Origin of the sequence: Micromonospora sp. NBC_00330 (genome assembly GCF_036136635.1) — a bacterium.
Taxonomy (GTDB): Bacteria; Actinomycetota; Actinomycetes; order Mycobacteriales; family Micromonosporaceae; genus Micromonospora; species Micromonospora salmantinae.
Map to the genome: position 1 here is coordinate 1,251,916 of NZ_CP108012.1, position 17,641 is coordinate 1,269,556.

Here is a 17,641-nt window from a genome sequence, read left to right on the forward strand (position 1 = left end):
TGTCTGGGGCTCTCTGGCTGCGGCACGCAATGGTCCATTCACGCAGAGATCCCCCGTCTGTCCATCGAGGAGCGTAACAGCGGGCGATCAGCGGCGACAGCCCCGTCCAATCGGTGCGCGGTGAGCAGACCGTGGCCGGTGGCCGGGTTCGGGCTCGCTCCGCCGCACTCGTCCCCGGTGATGGAACGGCCCTGCGTGACCGGCACACAGTCACCGGCAAGCGATTCCGCGGTGCTCGCCCGGCCCTGCTGAATCGCCAATGCCACCACTCCGGCGGCGTATGCAGTAGCACCCGACGTGCCGCTCGAAACGAGCCAGCCGTCGTCCGCCCCCGTGCCGTCGTATTTGCTGTTGCGGCGGTCGAACAGGCAACCGGGCTGGGTCGGGAACACTATGTAGTTGCCGTTGGGCAACATGCCGCACGGGCCGGACACGTCCGGCACGGCCCGGCCGGGGAAGACCGCCGACCGGTAGCTGGAGGCGAGATCGGCGGCCCACAGCGCGCCGTCGGCGTCGATGTACACCCCGCCGACGGTGATGGCGCCCGGGGTGGCGACGGACTGGAACATCGCTGTCGGCCGGTCGGTCGAGCCGTTACCCGCGGCGAACAGCACCGTGCAGCCCCGCCGGATCGCGTTGGCGACCTCGAGATGCAGATGGGGTTCCGAGCGCAGGGTGCCCCAGCTGCAGGAGATGACGTCAGGTTCCAGCTGCACCGCGCGCTGGAACGCGGCGACCGGAAACGAGAAGCCCTCGGTGGCCATCTTGACCATCGTGAGGGACACGTCGGGCGCCACCGCCAGGAGCAACGCCGACATCGCGGTGCCGTGACCGCGTTCGTCGACAGCGGGGTCGAGCTGCGGCAGCGCGGCGACGACCGAGGTCCGGTAGCCGTGCTGCCGGTGGTGCGGATGGTCGTAGAGGCCGGTGTCGACCATGACGACCCGGACGCCGTCACCGCGGACGCCGGCGGCGTGGAGTTCTTCGGCTGCGGCCACTCGGACCGCGTCGCGGGGAAGGCTGAGGTGGTGCCCGGTTCCGCGCACCGCCGGCGGCGACGCGGTAGCGGTCAGCTCGAATCCGGATCGTGGCGCCGAGACGGCACCGATGAGGTCGGTGCACACCCGGGAGCGGAGCGGGCCCTGCGCCACGAGTTCGTACCGTGGGGAATCGCGGATGTACTTGTTGCGTACCACGTCGACGCCGCTGCCGAAGACGTCCCGGAGCAGGCTCTGCTCACCACTGACCGTCAGGCCCACGTCGGTGCGCGCCTCGATCGCCAGACCCTCCCGGGTGAGCGCCTCGGCGACCCGGTCGACGGTGGCCGGCGCGGGAAGGAACTCCTCGACACTGTGGCGGAGCAGCTCGGCGGGGTCGTCGGCGAGGGTGCGCCCGGACGCCGCCCGTGGGACCACTGTCAGCACACCCCGCCGAGTGAACGCCGCGATCTCGTCATCGATCATCGGACGCCACCAGTTCGCGCAGGCGGCCCCTGTCGAGTTTTCCGGTCGGCGTCAGGCCGACGTCGCCCTCGTCGATCAGGACGATCTCGGCCGGGACCATGTACGGCGGCAACACCCGGGCGAGCACGCTGCCCAGTTCCGTCTCGGCGCCGGCCCGGTCGGCGCCGAGGACGAAGAGGGTGATGGCACGGCCGGCGACGCGGTGCTGGGTCACCACAGCGCAACAGTCGACCACCCAGTCCACGGCGAGCGCGGCGGCTTCGACCTCGGAGGTGTGCACGAGGTTCCCGGCGATCTTCACAGCATCGTCGCGGCGGCCGACGAAGACGAGCTGACCGTCCCCGTCACGCCGAACGAAGTCCCCCGACCGGTAGTACCGGATCTCCGGGGAGCCCCGGGTGATGAGCACCTGCTCGGTCTTCGCCGGCTCCTCGCAGTAGCCCAGCATGACCTGCGGGCCGCCGATGAGCAGCTCACCCGTATCGCCGTCGGGCACCGGTCGCAGGTCGTCGTCGACGATCAGGACGTCGACGGCGGGCAGCGGGGTCCCGATCGGCAGATACTCGTCGTCGTGGCCGGCGATGTCGTCGGTCAGGTAGAGGGTGGCGCTGTGCGTGGTCTCGGTCGGACCGTAACCATGCACATAGGTCAGACCCGGAAGCTTCTTGTCCAAAGCCCGCAGAAGCGAGGTCGGGCACGACTCGCCGCCGAACCACAGGCGCCGCAACGAACTCAGGTCGCGGCGGTCGATGTCGCTGAACCGTCCGAGGAGCATCCGGATGACCGAGGGCACCAGCAACACGTCGGTGATACGCCACCGCTCGCACGCCTGCGTGACCTGGCCGGCCATCGACAGCCGGGGGAGCAGGTGCACGCTGCCGCCGACCAGGAAGGTGGAGTACAGATCGACCACCGACGCGTCGAAGAACAACGGCGCCACGTTGAGGTATCGCATCCGTTCCGGGAAACCGACCACCTCCTGTACGCCTTCGAGGAGCGCGCACAGGCTGCGGTGGCTGATCATGACGCCCTTCGGGCCGCCGGTCGATCCCGACGTGAAGATGACGTACGCCTGGTCGTCCGGCGTCCTGTCCCCGTACGCCGACGGCCGGTAGTCGGCCTCGGCCCGCACGTCCCAGGAGTCACCCGTGACCACCAGGGTGCCGGTCGCCGCCTCGGCGACCAGCCCGAGATGCTGCGGGTGCGCCACCGTCACCGTCGGGCGGCACCTGGCGAACAGCACTGCCGTCCGGGCCGGCGGCAACGACTCGTCGACGGGGACGTACCGCGTGCCGAGCCGGAGCGCCGCCACCATGCAGACCACGGAGTCGATCGACTTGTCCATCACCATGGCGACGGTGTCGTGCCGCCCGACGAGAGGAGCCAGCAGGTCGGTCAGCGCCTGGATGCGCCGGGCCAGCGTCCGATAGGACACCTGTTCGTCGGTGGCCAGGTCGACCACCGCCACGGCGTCGTCGTCGTGGCGGCGATCGAGGACCTCGTCGGCGAAGCGGAGCGGCCCACCGGTCACCGGTCGACAGTCGCGAGTTGCTGGCACACCGCCTCCAGCAGTTCCGGGAAGGTATCCAACTTCTGGTCGTAGGACCCGAAGTGGCCCATCCCCTCCATCAGGGTCAGGCGGCTGCCGGTCAGCCGATGCAGCTCCCGGGCCACATCGACCGGGACCCACGGATCGTCCGTCGAGTGGAACTGGACGATGAAGCGCTGATTCCGCTTGATCGCCGCCCAGTCCCATGGTCTGTCGAAGAACCCACTGCGCCGTTCGAGTTCGAAGCCGCAGTCGGTGTGGTGCCCGGCCACCACGAAGGTGCCCAGCAGCGGCGCCGACTCCGCGTACCGCAGTGCGGTCAGGGCCCCTGACGAATGCCCGACGATGACCGTCTGGTCGTCCGGCCGGATGACGTCGGTCAGGTAGGGCAGCCAGTACCGCATCCGGCCCTTGATCGGGTCGGGGAAGGTCTGTGCCACCACGTTGTGGCCACGAGCCTCCAGCTCCCGTTTGAGGTACGGGAACCAGATGCCGTCGATGGTTGCGCCGGCGTTGCCGTGCACCAGGACGACCCGGACCGCATCAGACATAGGAGTCGTCGTTGAGCTGGTCCTCGAGCATCGTCGCGAGCGAGCCGAGGGTGGCGAAGTGCTCCACCGTCAGCAGCTCCGGTTCGAGTTCGATGTCGTAGTACGACTCGAAGGCCAGCGTCAGCTCGATCATCTGGGTGGAGTTCAGGGAGAGCCCGCCGTTGAACAGGGGTGTGTTCGAGGTCAGCTCGACGTCGTGGTTCGGGAAGACCTCGGCCGCGATCTTCCGCAGGTCATCCTCGATGTCGGCGCGGGTCTTCCGGTCGGCGCTCGTCACGTCAGCCCGCCTTCGGCCCGGTGCTGGAGTCGGCCGGGCGGGTCGCCAGCTTGGACTGCAGGAAGACCGGGGTCCGGGGGATGTTCATCTCGTCCTGGTGGAACGGGTTGCGCTTGTTCTTCAGCGAGAGGTACATGGTGCGACGCGCCCGCGCCTTCTCCTCGTCGGAGTAGAACAGGAAGGCGATGTTGCCGGCGTTCTCCCGGCCGACCTCGGTGAGGGTGATGTCCTCGTCGGTCTCGATCGCGTACCCGCTGTCGACCATCCAGTCGATTTCCCGGCGGTACTTCTCCAGGTTGGCGACATCGGCCTTGCGGACGGTGCCGAAGACCGGGAAGAACACCATGACGCGGTTCTCGACCTCGTCCTCACTGCAGATCCGGCCCTGCTCGATGGGGATGATGCCGTCCTCGACATCCTTGATCCAGCGGTCCACGTTTGTGTGGTTGCGGTAGCTCCGCTCACCCATGTAGTTCTCGGCGGCCGGACCGATGCCCAGTGTGTAACTGGCCCGGTATCCGTTGCCTCCGCAGGCGTGGTCCAGCCCGATCGGGCCGGTCTCGTCGAGGTGGGTGAAGAAGTTGATCAGGAGTTGCTTGTCGTACCCGTAGTCGGCAAGGCTCTCCTTGATCTGGCGGTACTGCACCCGCTCGATGCTGCCGGACGGCAGCACGTCGCTCACCTTGCCGGCCCGGATCTGCTTGTCGAGCCGGGTGCCCTCCCACTGGTTGAACCGGTACGTCTGCACGAAGCTGGGGCGCAGTTCGGCGCAGATGCCGTGGATGTCGGAGGCGAGGATCTCGTCGGTCTGACCGGCGAGGTTGTACATGAGGTCCAGGGCGAACGTCCTGATCCCGGCTTTGCGGATGTTCTCCGCCGTCTGGTACACCTGCTCGACGGTGGCCTTGATCGTCAGCTTGCGCCGGATCTCCTCGTTGAGCGTCTGCACGCCGAACGAGATGCGGGTGATACCCAGGGACTTGAGCATCTCGATGTAGCCGTCAGTGGACAGGCCGAGCGGGCTGCCCTCCAGCGAGATCCCGTCGACCTCGCTCAGGTCGAACTCGCGGTGCACGGCCTGGATGATGGTCGCCATCGACTCCTGGTCGAGCGCCGACGGCGTGCCCCCGCCGAACTGGACGTACTTGATCTTCGTGCCCTGGAAGTACGCCGAGCGGGCGTTGCGCTCGATCTCCTTCACCATGGCCTTGACGAACCGCACCCGCTGCTCGCCCTGGTACCTCGCCGAGGACTCCTTGAAGCAGGCACAGAAGTTGCAGAACGCCTCGCAGAAGGGGATGTGGAAGTACAGCAGGATGTCCGTCTGCTGAGGGTGCGTCTGACGGTCCAGGAAGGAGAAGTACTCCGCCTTCTCCTGCTCGGTGCGCAGCGCGTCCTGGAAGCCGCAGATCTTCGGGTAGAACCAGGTGACGTTGGTGCGCTTCTCCGGGCTCTCGAAGTCGTCCTTGAGGTAGAAGTTCGAGTCGAGACCGAGCATGAACGAGTTCTCGGTGGTGGTCATGTCTGTCGATCCCATCCCTTATGAGGCGGACTTCTTGCTGACGGAATTGGCGTCGCTCTGGTAGATGACCGGGTACTGCTGGCTCATCTCACCGTTGATCTGGATCCACTCGAACTTGTCCTCGGGCAGTTCGACGTCGGCCCAGATCGCCTCCGGCGGGCATTCGGCAACGCAGGCGTTGCAGTCGATGCACTCCTCCGGATTGATGTAGAGCATCTCCGGGCCCTCGTGGAAGCAACTGACGGGGCAGACGTCCACGCAGTCGGTGTACTTGCAGCCGATGCAAGCATCGGTGACGACGTAGGCCATGATCTGGATCTCCTGATGGGTTGGCTGCCGTGGTCAGGCGTGGACTGTCGAAACTTCGGTGAGCCGTCGCATCCAGCCGAACCGGTCGATCACGTCGCCGCGGTGGATGCCCTCGAGCACCTCCCGGAGGTGCGACGCCACGGCGACGGCGCCGGGCAGCCGGTATTCCTCCCCCTGGTAGCCGAGGCCGTTGATGGAGACGACGCCCTCGACAGTGCCGGTGCCGAAGCACTCGGTGATCCGGCCGTCGGCGATGCCCCGCAGCACCTCCGCCAACGGAACCGGACGTTCGTCGACAGTGGTCCCCGCGTCACGCGCCAGCTTGATGATCGAGTCGCGGGTGATCCCGGGCCGTACGGTGCCGTCCAGGGACGGCGTGGTCAGGACGCCGTCGATGACGAAGAACGCGTTCATCGCGCCGACCTGCTGGACCCTTCGCTCCGGATCCCCGCCGACCCACAGCACGTGGTGGTAGTCGTAGTTGGCGGCGATCTCCCGTGGGACCAGCCCCGGCCCGTAGTTCCCGACGGCGTTGATGTCGCCGGTGCCGCCCGGCCACGCCCGGACGTAGTCGTTCACCACCATCGCCCGTACCGGCAGCTCGGCGGGAGCCGGCCGCGCCAGCGGGCTCGCGACGATCGTGAAGAGGCACTCCTCGGCAGGGGCGACCTCGAGCGTCGGGCCGTTGCCGGCCAGGACGGAGTGCAGCAGCAGCGCCGACCCGGGCTCCGCCGGGATCCACGCCGAGTCCAGATCCACGAGCCGGCGGATCGCGAGCCAGACGCGATCGAAGTCGAGTTGCGGGAGTGCCATCCGCCGGGCCCCGTTGTTGAACCGCTTGACGTGGCTGTCCGGGCGGTACACCGCGACCGACCCGTCGGTCATCCGGTAGGCCGCGAGGTCGTCGAACACCGCCTGCCCGTAGTTCAGCGCCGAGGACGTGGGCCGCACCGACGGCAGTGCGTCGCGGTCGGCAATGGTCATGCCCTGCCAGGACCGCCGCTTGCTCCACCGCATCGAGTACGCGTGATCGGTGAGGGCGCTGCCCGGGCGCGTCGGCGCGTCGGCCTCCGGCTTGGAGCGAGGTGCTGTCGTCGCCTCGACGACCAGATCGTTGTCCTTGCTCACGATCGATTGCCTTCCTTGTCGGATACATCAACCCGCACGTCGCGGAGCACGGCGCCGACCAGGTCCTCGACCCGGCCCGGATCGCCGACGAAATGGACCTGGGCCACCCGGTTGTGGAAGATGTCGTCGGGATCGAGCGCCGCGCCGCGCTCGGCCTCGACGACGATCCGGACGAACTCGTCGGCATCGAGGAACGGCTCGATGCCCGACAGGCTGCCGGCGAAGACGCCCGGCCGATCGGTGGTGACGAAGGCCAGCCCGGCGCTCACCGACGACACGGGCTGGTCCACGTGACGGCCGCCGCGAGCCGCCTCGGCCGCCGCCAGGTAGAGGTCCACCCCGGGCCCCGCCATGACCAGTTCGGGAATGCAGTCGCCGGCCAGCCGGGCGCCCACCTCGATCAGCACCGGGTGGCCGTCCGCGGCGATGCGGGTCTCGATGTGGAACGGCCCGACGGTGATGTCGAAGGCGGCGACCACCTGCGCGGCGAAGTCGTGCAGCAGCCGTCCGTGCGGCGAGCGCTGCGGCGGTGTGGCGACGTGGCCCATCTCGAAGAACTGCGGCGGCGCGCTGAGGAGTTTCGTGGTGATGCTGACGATGTGCAGCCCGGCCGTGTCCACCCAGCCCTCGAGGGAGAACTCGGGGCCCTCGACGTACTCCTCCACCAGGGCGACCCGCCGCGGATCGTGGTGGAACTTGACCTCGCCGTACCGGTGGATCTCCGCGCAGGCGCGCTGGTACTCGTCGGCGTCCCGGACGAGGCGCACCCCCAGGCTTCCGCCCCAGTCGGCCGGCTTGACGACCGCCGGGAACGCGAAGGGGCATTCGCCCACCTCGTCGGCCGGGACCGTGATCGATGCCGGGACGGCGATGCCATGCTTGACGCAGCGTTCCCGCATCACGTCCTTCTGCCGGACGGCCTCGGCCGTGTCCTGGCTCAGCGCCGGCAACCCGAGGGCACGGGCCAGCTCGGCCGCCGCGCCGACGGCGTACTCGAAGCCGGCGATGACACCGGTCGGTGTCACCCCCAGGCGGTCGACGAGGTTCAGCAGAGCGGGCACGCCGTGGTCCGGATGCCAGTCGACGACGCGCGCACCGGAGTGGACCTCCGCCGGCAGCAGGTCGGGGAACTGCGTCGGGATCAGGCACGGGACGCCGGCGGCCACCAGCCGGCTCGCCAGCGCGATCCCGGCCGACAGCGGCTGGACGATTATCAACACGCGGGGCCGGCCTTCCCCACGTGCAGGGTGAACACCATCGGCACCGGACCGAAGTTCTCGAGCGTCCGCAGCCCTTCGGCCCGCGCCGCCCGGTCGGTGGTCACGCAGGCGTCGTAGTCCCCGGCGGCGCAGACGGCGGCGGCCACGGAGTTGCTGCTGGCGTACGAGATCGTGCCCCGATTCGTGACCAGGCAGCTGGGGGCGGGATGGGTGACGATGGTGCTGACGGACTCCTGGCCCGGACGTGCGGCGAGCACCATGTCGTACGTGTCCAGGATGAAGCTGTCGGCCATCGTGAGCCGATGCAGGTTGCCGAACACCAGGTCGTGCAGGCGCGGGTAGACGGCACAGGCGAGAATCGCCTCGGTGCCGTCGAACGTCATGGCGTCGAGCCCATCCTCGACCTCGGCGTGCAGGACCACCCGGCCCGGGCGCTGTCGGTCGGCGAACCAGCGGTGAGCGGCCTTCTCCAGGTTCGTTCCGGTCGGGCCGAGCGTGTGGATGGTGGTGACGTGCGGCAGTGCGGTGGTGCCGGAACCTGCTGTGGAACGGCCGGTGGCGTCAGGCATCCGCCATCTCCCTTACTGTCGGTCGGTCGAGCTGTGAACGGATGCAAGGTCTTTGCGTACGCTCCGCAGCCATCCATGGGTGTCTGGACGGGTGCCGTGCTGGATCTCCATGAGCGTGTGCCGCACCCGGGCGGTCACCGCGCCTTCCTGTCCGTCGCCGATCACCGTGTCGTCGTCGCCGTCGGCGATCCGGCCGACCGGCACGACCACGGCGGCCGTCCCGCACGCGAACATCTCGACGAGACGTCCGGACCGGGCGCCGGTCATGACGGCGTCGATCGAGGTCGGCTCCTCAGCGACCGGAATACCGAGATCACCGGCCAGGGTGATGACGCAGTCGCGGGTCACGCCCCGCATGATCGTTCCCTGGCACGGTGGGGTGGTCAGCCGCACGCCGTGACGCTCGTCGTCGTCGCGCCAGACGAAGAACACGTTCATGCCGCTGAGCTCCTCGACCCAGCGAAACTCGAGGCCGTCGAGCCACAGCACCTCGTCGTAGCCGCGCGCGTGGGCCTGCTTGCGGGTCAACAGGCTGGCGGCGTAGTTGCCGGAACACTTCGCCTCGCCCATGCCGCCGCGCACCGCGCGTACCGTGTCTGCGGAGGTCAGCACGGAGATCGGTGTGAAAGCCCGGCCGAAACACGGGTCGGCCGGATACGCCAGGAAGGTGCACCGGTAGCGCCGGGAGTCGCGCAGCCCGAGCGCGGACTCGGTCGCGATCATCAACGGGCGCAGATAGAGACCCTGGCCGGGCTCCTCGGGAATCCAGCTGTCGTCGGCGGAGACGAGGTCGGCGCAGGCGTCCAGGAACAGGGAGACTGGCATCTCGGCCATCGCCAGCCGTCGTGCCGATCGGGCCAGCCTGCGGGCGTGGGCCGCGGGGCGGAACAACGCAGCCGAGCCGTCGGGCTGGCGGAACGCCTTCAGCCCCTCGAAAACGCTCTGTCCGTAATGCAGCACGAGGGTGCCGGGGTCCATGGTCATCGGGGCGTACGCCTCGAGCGAACAGTCGGACCAGCCGTGGTCGGCCGACCATTCGACGACGGCCGTGTTGTCGGTGTGGAAACGGCAGAAACCGGGATCGCGAAGGGCAGCGGCACGGTCGGTGATGGTCAGGGTTCCGTCAGACATGGACCTCACTGCCCCAGAGGCTCAGGGATGCCCGGGGGCCGCCGTACCTGTCCGTCTTGCTTTCGGGCTCCAGGAGCAATCTCTCGTACAGGAAATCGGTGATCTTCTCGCGATAGGTCTCGTCGTCGGTGATCGCCTCGAATTCCTCGATCGTCCGGACGAGTTCCTTGGCCGACGCCACGATCTCCGCCTTGCTGGCAAGCCTGCGCCGGCCGTCGTCGCCGATCGTGAACAGGCCGTGCTCGGCAAGCCACGTGCCGAGGGCGAAGCCGGTGCCGGAGTCGAAGTTGCGCAACGGGCGCGGCTCGGCCGGGTAGCGGAAGAGCCGTTCCAGGATGATGTACTCGAAGATGACGTCGCCGTACGGCACGGATTCCTCGTAGCAGGCGATCGCCGACTTCAGGTCGACCTTGAGCTCCTCGGAGAGGCCGGTGCGCCATTTCGTCTTCAGTGCCAGGTGCTGATCCAGTGGGCGGGGCCCCGTGTGGTGGTAGTAGTCGTGCAGGTAGCCCCAGACGCAGCGAGCCTGATAGACGTCTTCCGGGTCGACCTCGGCGGACGCCAGCACTGTCGTGTCGGCGAACGGAGAGCCGACGCCACAGAGCCGAGCCGCGATTTCCAGCGTGTGCGCGTAGATGGTCGTATGCCGGTTGAAGAAGAACCAGGCAAAAGACTGGTTCACTGTCGGTGTAGCTGTCGGAATGTTTTCCGGGAAGAAGACGACGCAGTTCCCGTCGCGTAATCCAGGAGAGGCGGAGAGGAGCCGCGTCGACTGAAACACCGCTTTGTCGTGCGGATAACGGGACTGCAACTCGGCGGTGCAGTCCGGGTCCTGGCGAACGACGGTGAAGGCCTCGAGGAAGGCGCCGCGGGAGCCGTCGCCGTTCGGAAGGGTGACCGGTCCGACGAAGGCGGCGGCCTCTCCGTCCTCCGGTGCGGGGACGGTGTCACGGGTCGCGTCGAAGGCGGGCTTCTCCAGGAATCCGGCATCTGACCAGGCCCGCAAGTCGTGAACGGTGGCCTCGATCTGGCTCGCTGGCATCAGCGGGTCGAGCTGCTCGACGTCGCGGCAGAGCCGGTCGAGCTGCGCTGTCGCCTGGTCGCCGTCGCCGCGGATCTGGGCCGCGCGGATCAGGCCGGCGACCGGCACTATACGACGCTCGAATTCCAGGACCTGAGAGAGCGTGCGTGGCTCCACATTATCCTCTCGGCAGCATCGACGCCGTTCGGCATCCCACCCCTGATGCACCTCGAAGTATGCACGAAAGTAGCCCATCCCCCGAGGAACCCCTTGATCGGAATCCTGCGGCGCTGCTCCGGCTCCGTCAAACAGCTCTCGCTATTTGGGATATAGACGCCAGTGCCTAGGTGGAATCGATGATCTTCCTTGCCCCTGGTTTTGTCCGATTGTGCTGCAAATATCTGCTGACGCTCAGCGCCGAATCCCGACGCCGCTCCGCTAAAAGCCAACAATGCGGCATCGGACCGTCAATCAAATGATATGAGCTGTATGTCCACCTTGGATCGTCGGATAAATGGGATGGCGCTCAGGATGGTTGACCGACACCCGCGACGAAGGCATAAGCCAAATGTCGGCTATGCGTCAGGGTGATCATCCACGAATGGACACCGGCCGCCGCGGCGAGCGCCGCCGCACGCCCGGCCAGGGCCAGTGCCGGTTGACCGGAGTGACGGCGGACCACCTCGATCTCCCGCAGGGCCACACCGGTCAGGCCGGTCCCGAGGGCCTTCAACACCGCCTCCTTGGCGGCGAAACGGACGGCGAAGCGCTCCGCCGGGTCGCGTTCGAGCAGGCAGTAGGCGCGCTCTCCCGGTGTGAAATGCCGATCCGCGAACCGGGGCTGCCGGGCCAGCAGAGCCCGGATGTCATCGACGTCGACGAGGTCGGTGCCCGCACAAACGACCACCCGGCCCACCACCTGGCCGGCGACGCTGTCGGCGGCCGCGGCTATCCATTCGTCACCCCGACTCACCGCCGCACCGCCCCTCCGAGTCGCCGCGGTCTGTCTACGATCGGCGACAATACGGTCGGTATTCTGCACCTGTCATCCGACAATCTTCCCCTGCGTGTTCGTCCTCGGTGACCTGAGCGCCCAGGGAGACGGCCATTGAGAGGACCCGGCGATGAGCCTGTCGTTCCCTTTGCACCAGAATCCGAGCCCGGCGAGCGCGCAGCGGCGAGCCGAGATCATGGCGAATCCGGGGTTCGGCACGTACTTCACCGACCACATGGCACGGGCGGTGTGGAGGCCGGACGGCGGCTGGCAGGACTCCGAGATCATCCCCTTCGGTCCGATCCTCATGCACCCGGCGGCCGCCGTACTGCACTACGCCCAGGAGATCTTCGAGGGGATGAAGGCGTACCGGCACCGTGACGGCTCGATCTGGTCGTTCCGGCCGCAAGCCAACGGCGAGCGCTTCGCCCGGTCAGCCCGGCGGCTGGCCCTGCCCGAACTGCCGGTGCCGGACTTCATGGCCTCGGTCGAGGGCCTGGTCCGTGCCGATCAGGTGTGGGTGCCGGACGAGAACGAATACAGCGTCTACCTGCGGCCGTTCATGTTCGCCTCCGAGCCGTTCCTGGGTGTTCGCCCGGCGAAGGAGATCACCTACATGGTGATCGCCTGCCCGGTCGGCGCGTACTTCTCCGGTGGCGTCAAGCCGGTCTCCATCTGGCTCTCCACCGAGTACACCCGGGCGGCGCGGGGCGGCACGGGCGAGGCGAAGTGCGGCGGCAACTACGCCTCCAGCCTGGCGCCGATGGTCGAGGCCGCCGAGCACGGCTGTGAGCAGGTCTGTTTCCTGGACGCCGCCGAGGGCCGCTACGTGGAGGAGCTCGGCGGCATGAACCTCTACTTCATCACGTCCGACGGCCGGATCATCACCCCGGAACTCGGCACGATCCTCGAGGGCGTCACCAGGGGGTCGATCCTCATCCTTGCCAAGGACCTGGGCCTGGAGGTCGAGGAGCGCCCGGTGGAGATCAGGGAATGGCAGGAGGGCGTGGCCTCCGGCGCGATCACCGAGGTCTTCGCGTGTGGCACCGGCGCCGTGGTCACGCCGGTCGGGCGCCTGGTCTGGGAGGGCGGCGAGGTGACGGCCCCGAAGGCCGGCGCCGAGGACTCGGTGACCATGCGGCTGCGCCGCCACCTGCTCGACATCCAGTACGGCCGGGCCGCCGACCCGTACGGCTGGATGACCCGCCTCGTCTGACGAGGACCGCCCGGGACCGTCCCCGGTAACACCAGGGGCGGGCGGGCGGCGTCACGGCGTGCGGTAATGGCCGGTGAGCCGACCGAGCTTCATGGCCAGGTGCAGGCACAGCCGTTCGTTGCCGTCCTTGAGGTCGGTCCCGGCGAGCTGTTCCACCCGTTGCAGCCGGTAGTAGAGGGTCGTCCGGTGCAGTCGGAGCTTCTCGGCGGTCGCGTGCGCGTTGCCCGCCAGGTCAAGGTAGGCCTCCAGGGTCTCCAGCAGCACCTGGTGGGCATCGTCGCGCAGCAGCCGCTCCAGCCCGGGATGGACGCCCGCGACGTCGAGCTGCTGGCTGTCCAGTTGAGACAACACCCGGTAGATGCCCAGGCCGGCCCAGGAGACCACCCCGCCCAGCGCGGGCAGTTGCATGCCGACCCGGGCGGCCTGCGCGGCCTCCTGGTAGGACTCCACGGCGCTGGACAGCCCTCCCCGAGGCTGGCCGATTCCGGTCACCGTCCGACCCACCGAGGCCAGGCCGCGGGTCGCGGTGCCCAGCGCCTCGTTGAGGTGCCCGGCGGAGACTTCCGGCGAGGGACGGCCGGCGACCCGGTCGCCGCAGACCAGCAGCACGCCGTGGTCGTGCCAGACCAGGTGCAGCGTCTCCCGCACGCCGATCCACCGACGGGTGGTGACCAGGGCCTGTTCCAGGGCGATGCGGGCCACCTCGTCGGGCTGCCGCCCGGCGGCCGGCACGAGCTGGGCGACGAGCGCGACCGTCGACCCGTCGGCGACCACCACGCCCTCCTCCAGCAGCGCCCGGGCCGCGTGCTCGCGCGCCTGTCGGCCCTCCACCAGCAGGGTGCGGGTGGCCTCCGTCTCCCGCTGTGAGGCGAGCTCACCGAGCAGGTTCTCCCGGTACAGGGCCAACGACAGGTCGGTGAAGGGGCCGGTCGCGGTGGCGATGTCGGCGTCCGTCATCGAACCGTCCGCGTCGATGAACCAGACGAACCCGAGAAGCAGGTCGTCGTGCCGGATCGGCACGCACACCCTTGCCAGCAGGTCCAGCTCGGCGCACGCGGGGGTGCGGACCGGCGCGTGCGCCGTGAGCACGCCCTTGTCCCGGAACCAGGCGATCACCTCCGGCGTCGTCTGCCGGCGCAGGATCGACGTCCGGCGGACGTCGTCCATCGGGCCGTCGTGCTCGCTGTAGGCGACCACCCGCTGTCGGCGGTCCTCGATGAGGGCGGGTCGCCCCACCCGGGCGGCGACGGCGTCGACGATTCGCTGGAGCTCACCGTGCATGTAACTCCCCAGGTTGCGCTGCGTGACAGGGATCGCGCGACCGCCAGTCCTTACCCTCCGGTGCGGGTGGGTCATCGCGCAAGGTCCACTGTCGAAGTCACGACAAAAAGACGGACGGCGTCGCGACGGTTCCGGCATCTGTCCGAAGACCAGGGGTGACAGGCGTTCCTAGGGTTCCGGTACGAACGCACCAGCGCCGCCGCGCAAGGGTGCGGGTGGGATGACGGGCGGGGGATTGCCGAGTGGGAGCTGGTAGGCCCTGGCGGGGTGTGCTGGTCGCCGTCACCACGCCGTTTCGCGCCGACCTGTCGGTCGACTTCGACAAGCTCCAGGAACATGTCCGTTGGCTCGCCTCCGAGGGGTGCGACGGGGTCGCGCCGTGCGTGTCGATCGGGGAGTACCGGGCTCTCTCCGACGATGAGCGGGCCGCTGTGGTGAGGGCGACGGCGCAGGCCGCGCCGTCCGGCTGCGCGGTGGTGCCGGGCGTCGGTGGCTACGGCAGCAGGCAGGCCTGTCGTTGGGCGGAGCAGGCCGCCGAGGTCGGCGCCCACGGCGTGCTCGCGCTGCCACCCGACGGACCCGCCGCTCGCGCCTCCGACGTGGTCGCCCACTACCGGGAGGTGGCGGCGGTCGGCCTGCCGGTGGTCGCCCACAACGACCCGTACGACACCCGGTTGGACCTCACACCGGACCTGCTGGCGACCGTCGCCGAGATCGACGGGATCGTCGCGGTCAAGGAGGTCACCGGCGACGTACGCAGGTTGCATCGCCTGCGGGACCTCTGCCCGCACGTCGACGTGCTGGTCGGCGCCGACGACGTGGTGCTCGAACTGGTGCTCTGTGGCGCCACCGGATGGGTCGCCACACTGCCCAACGCGCTGCCCCGCCAGGCCGTGCGCCTGTACGAGCTGTGCGCCGCCCGCGACCTGGGCCAGGCGCTGCCGCTCTACGCCGAGCTGCATCCGATCCTCGGCTGGGCGTCCCGGCCGGAAGCCGTACAGGCCGTCAAGCTCGCCATGGAGTGCGCCGGACGGTTCGGTGGGCGGAGCCGTCCGCCGCGCGGACCGCTGTCCGGGTCTGCCGCCGACCGGGTGCGCCGTGACGTGCTGCGGGCCCTCGCGGCAACGGCCGATCCGGCTTCCGGGGTCGGCCCCGGCTGATCCGCGGGTGGGCGCCGGTCATTCAGGTGTCGGAAGTCGCCGGCCCACCTGCCGACATCTGCACAGTGACCGGCACCGGCCCGTACTCCTAGATTCGCTGCGCGGCCTGCTGACAGGTGTTCCGCGACACCCCCACCGGGACGCCGGCGCCGCGTTCTTCCGACGAGAGGTGGTTCCGTGCACCGTGCTTCCCCCCACCGCACCCGGCTGAGGCGGGCCGTGCTGGCCGCAGCCGTGGTGACCACGCTCGTGGCGACCGGCGCGGCGCAGGCCGCCGCGGCCCCGGCCAACCCGGCCGGCGGCACCGCGCCGTTCCAGGTCCTCGACCCGCAGGCCTGGCAGAACCCGGACACCATGACCTGGAACGACTACAAGGCCGTGCCCGGCAAGAACTGGGCCGACCCGAGCGTGTCCGGCTCGGTCCGCAACTTCAAGATCGCCCTGGTGGCGCTCGACTATCCCGACGAGACGTTCGCGGTCTCCCAGCGGGCCCGCTCGACGGTCTTCGGCAACCCCCAGTCCGTCGCTACCAACATTCCCCGGCAGGACGTGCCGACGTTCTACCAGGACTTCCTGAACACACCGAACACCCTCAACAAGGGCCACACCCTGCACGAGTACTGGATGCAGGACTCCAACGGCCGCTACGGCGTCGACCTCACCGGTTTCGGGCCGTACCAGATGCCGGCCAAGTCCTACCAGTACGGGCTGGACAACGGGTTCAACCCGGGCGCCTGCCCGAGCGGGGACGTGTGCGGCAAGAACATCCGCACCGACGGCCTGGGCGCCTGGCGTGCGGCCGTCGGCGAGGAGGTCGCCAACCAGTACGAGCTGGTGTTCATCCTCAGCGCCGGCCAGGACGAGTCGTCGACCTGGCAGGAGTTCGGACAGATGATCTTCCAGAACAAGGAGGACGTGCCGGACGCCTGGGGCCCGCCGGACCCCACCCTGCCGAACTGGGCGAAGACCCGCTACGTGGACTGGACCTCGTGGAAGGCGGCGGCGACACTGTGGCCGAACGCCGGCGGTGGTTCCTCGACGCAGGGGGAGAGTTCCGGCATGGGCGTCTACGCCCACGAGTTGACCCACCTGCTGGGCATCGGCGACAACTACAACAACCCGTACGGCGAGCCGCTGCGCAGGGCGTACACCGGGATCTGGAGCATGATGTCGCGCGGGTCGTTCAACGGCCCGGGCGGTCCGCACACCCGCTGGCAGATCCCGCCGACCAACGGCGGCTCGATGGGCTCGCTGCACACGGTGCGGGACAAGCTCAAGATCGGTCTGCTCGGTGAGGAGCACGTGCTGCGGCTGTCGCGCGAGGCGCTGGCGTCCTCGGGCCTGGTGGTCGCGCAGGTCACGGCCCGGGCGGTCGACGCCGGCCCGAAGGGTCTGAGCGGCGTGAACATCGCGCTGAACAAGGACCTGTCGCCGACGTGTGGTGTCACCACCGACCCGTTGTGCGACGGTGGCAACTTCAACAACTACACGGTCGAGGTCGTCGACCGGATGGGCGCGGACTCCTTCACCCCGGACGGTGGCGTGCTGGTCAGCAAGACGAAGAACGCCGATAGCGCGCCGTTCCAGTGGGTGGTGGACGCCAACCCGCAGGACATCGACATGATCGACTTCTATCGGCCCGACGGCACCCCGCAGAAGATCACCATGGGTGACTACCGGCAGCTCTCCGACGCGCTGTTCCACGCCGGCGCGGACACCGGCAGCCAGTACGAGTACGTCGACGAGGCCAATCGACTGCACTTCTACATCATCGACCTCAAGCGGGACTCGGCCGGCTCGCTCTCCTACACGGTGGCGGTGCGTTCGCTGGACGGCACCGGCGGGCCGAGCACTCACGGCGTGCTGCTGGGCAAGGGCGAGGTGAACGGCGGCGGCAAGCCGACCAACCGCGGGGTGACCTGCTCGTTCGAGTTGACCAACACCGGTTCCTACTCGGCCGGCGGGCAGCAGCACCCGGAGGACGTCAGCGCGTACCTGAAGTCGGACGTCTACCGCCTGTCGGCGGAGGTGGCCGGCAAGGGCTGGCGAACCTGGCTGCCCAACCAGCTCGCCACCGCGCAGTTCGGCAAGGCCACCACGGTCAAGGTGTCGGTGGGCGCCACCGCCACCGCCGCGAACACCGGTTTCGTGAAGCTCACCGCGACCTCGGAGAGCGACCCGACGAAGACGGTGACCAAGCAGTGCCGGGTCGAGAAGTCCTGACCGGCGTCCGAGGTTGACCCCGTTCCT

Annotated in this window: 16 protein-coding genes; 3 read left to right on the forward strand and 13 right to left on the reverse strand. The window is 68.8% G+C overall.

The genetic code is table 11. The annotated features are described in order from the left end of the window. Positions 1-38 precede the first annotated feature (38 nt). The 12 genes from OG598_RS05505 to acpS form a co-directional block, all read right to left on the reverse strand. Positions 39-1,463: a S8 family serine peptidase gene (locus OG598_RS05505; RefSeq protein WP_328653334.1), complete on the reverse strand. Its 1,425-nt coding sequence runs from the start codon at positions 1,461-1,463 to the stop codon at positions 39-41. Further along, entirely contained in the window at positions 1,453-2,994 is a 1,542-nt protein-coding gene (locus OG598_RS05510; RefSeq protein ID WP_328653335.1) for an amino acid adenylation domain-containing protein, read from the reverse strand. Before OG598_RS05510 ends, OG598_RS05505 begins: the two co-directional genes overlap by 11 nt. After that, positions 2,991-3,563, reverse strand: coding sequence for an RBBP9/YdeN family alpha/beta hydrolase (locus OG598_RS05515; RefSeq protein WP_091404969.1), 573 nt, complete (start codon positions 3,561-3,563; stop codon positions 2,991-2,993). Before OG598_RS05515 ends, OG598_RS05510 begins: the two co-directional genes overlap by 4 nt. Then, positions 3,556-3,840, reverse strand: a complete 285-nt coding sequence (locus tag OG598_RS05520; protein WP_091404973.1) for an acyl carrier protein — start codon at positions 3,838-3,840, stop codon at positions 3,556-3,558. Before OG598_RS05520 ends, OG598_RS05515 begins: the two co-directional genes overlap by 8 nt. A 1-nt stretch (position 3,841) precedes the next feature. After that, positions 3,842-5,362 carry a coproporphyrinogen-III oxidase family protein gene (locus tag OG598_RS05525; protein WP_328653336.1) on the reverse strand — a complete coding sequence of 507 codons (1,521 nt, stop codon included), beginning with the start codon at positions 5,360-5,362 and terminating at the stop codon, positions 3,842-3,844. A gap of 18 nt (positions 5,363-5,380) precedes the next feature. Then, positions 5,381-5,671 carry a 4Fe-4S dicluster domain-containing protein gene (locus OG598_RS05530; RefSeq protein ID WP_328653337.1) on the reverse strand — a complete coding sequence of 97 codons (291 nt, stop codon included), beginning with the start codon at positions 5,669-5,671 and terminating at the stop codon, positions 5,381-5,383. A gap of 33 nt (positions 5,672-5,704) precedes the next feature. Then, entirely contained in the window at positions 5,705-6,799 is a 1,095-nt protein-coding gene (locus tag OG598_RS05535; RefSeq protein WP_328653338.1) for an aminotransferase class IV, read from the reverse strand. Next, positions 6,796-8,019 carry an ATP-grasp domain-containing protein gene (locus OG598_RS05540; RefSeq protein ID WP_328653339.1) on the reverse strand — a complete coding sequence of 408 codons (1,224 nt, stop codon included), beginning with the start codon at positions 8,017-8,019 and terminating at the stop codon, positions 6,796-6,798. The genes OG598_RS05535 and OG598_RS05540 overlap by 4 nt, the downstream gene beginning before the upstream one ends. Beyond that, a complete protein-coding gene (locus OG598_RS05545; RefSeq protein ID WP_328653340.1) occupies positions 8,013-8,588 on the reverse strand; it encodes a hypothetical protein in 576 nt (191 codons plus the stop codon). Before OG598_RS05545 ends, OG598_RS05540 begins: the two co-directional genes overlap by 7 nt. Positions 8,589-8,600: 12 nt before the next feature. After that, positions 8,601-9,719, reverse strand: a complete 1,119-nt coding sequence (locus OG598_RS05550; RefSeq protein WP_328653341.1) for a branched-chain amino acid aminotransferase — start codon at positions 9,717-9,719, stop codon at positions 8,601-8,603. Continuing rightward, positions 9,712-10,917, reverse strand: coding sequence for a DUF6421 family protein (locus tag OG598_RS05555; protein ID WP_328653342.1), 1,206 nt, complete (start codon positions 10,915-10,917; stop codon positions 9,712-9,714). Before OG598_RS05555 ends, OG598_RS05550 begins: the two co-directional genes overlap by 8 nt. Positions 10,918-11,266: 349 nt before the next feature. Continuing rightward, on the reverse strand, positions 11,267-11,782 hold the full coding sequence (gene acpS, locus OG598_RS05560) for a holo-ACP synthase (protein ID WP_328653343.1): 516 nt from the start codon (positions 11,780-11,782) through the stop codon (positions 11,267-11,269). Between the two features lie 82 nt (positions 11,783-11,864). Between acpS and OG598_RS05565 the strand changes: the two genes are divergently transcribed. Beyond that, positions 11,865-12,950, forward strand: coding sequence for a branched-chain amino acid aminotransferase (locus OG598_RS05565; protein ID WP_328653344.1), 1,086 nt, complete (start codon positions 11,865-11,867; stop codon positions 12,948-12,950). Positions 12,951-13,001: 51 nt separating this feature from the next. On the opposite strand, the gene OG598_RS05570 is transcribed toward OG598_RS05565, so the two are convergent. Further along, entirely contained in the window at positions 13,002-14,231 is a 1,230-nt protein-coding gene (locus OG598_RS05570; RefSeq protein WP_328653345.1) for a PucR family transcriptional regulator, read from the reverse strand. A 242-nt stretch (positions 14,232-14,473) separates the two neighbouring features. Here OG598_RS05570 and OG598_RS05575 point away from each other — a divergent pair, with 242 nt between their 5' ends. Further along, positions 14,474-15,391 (forward strand): dihydrodipicolinate synthase family protein, encoded by a 918-nt coding sequence (locus OG598_RS05575; RefSeq protein WP_328653346.1) that lies wholly within the window; start codon positions 14,474-14,476, stop codon positions 15,389-15,391. 177 nt (positions 15,392-15,568) lie between these two features. After that, entirely contained in the window at positions 15,569-17,614 is a 2,046-nt protein-coding gene (locus OG598_RS05580) for a M6 family metalloprotease domain-containing protein (protein WP_328653347.1), read from the forward strand. Positions 17,615-17,641: the final 27 nt, after the last annotated feature.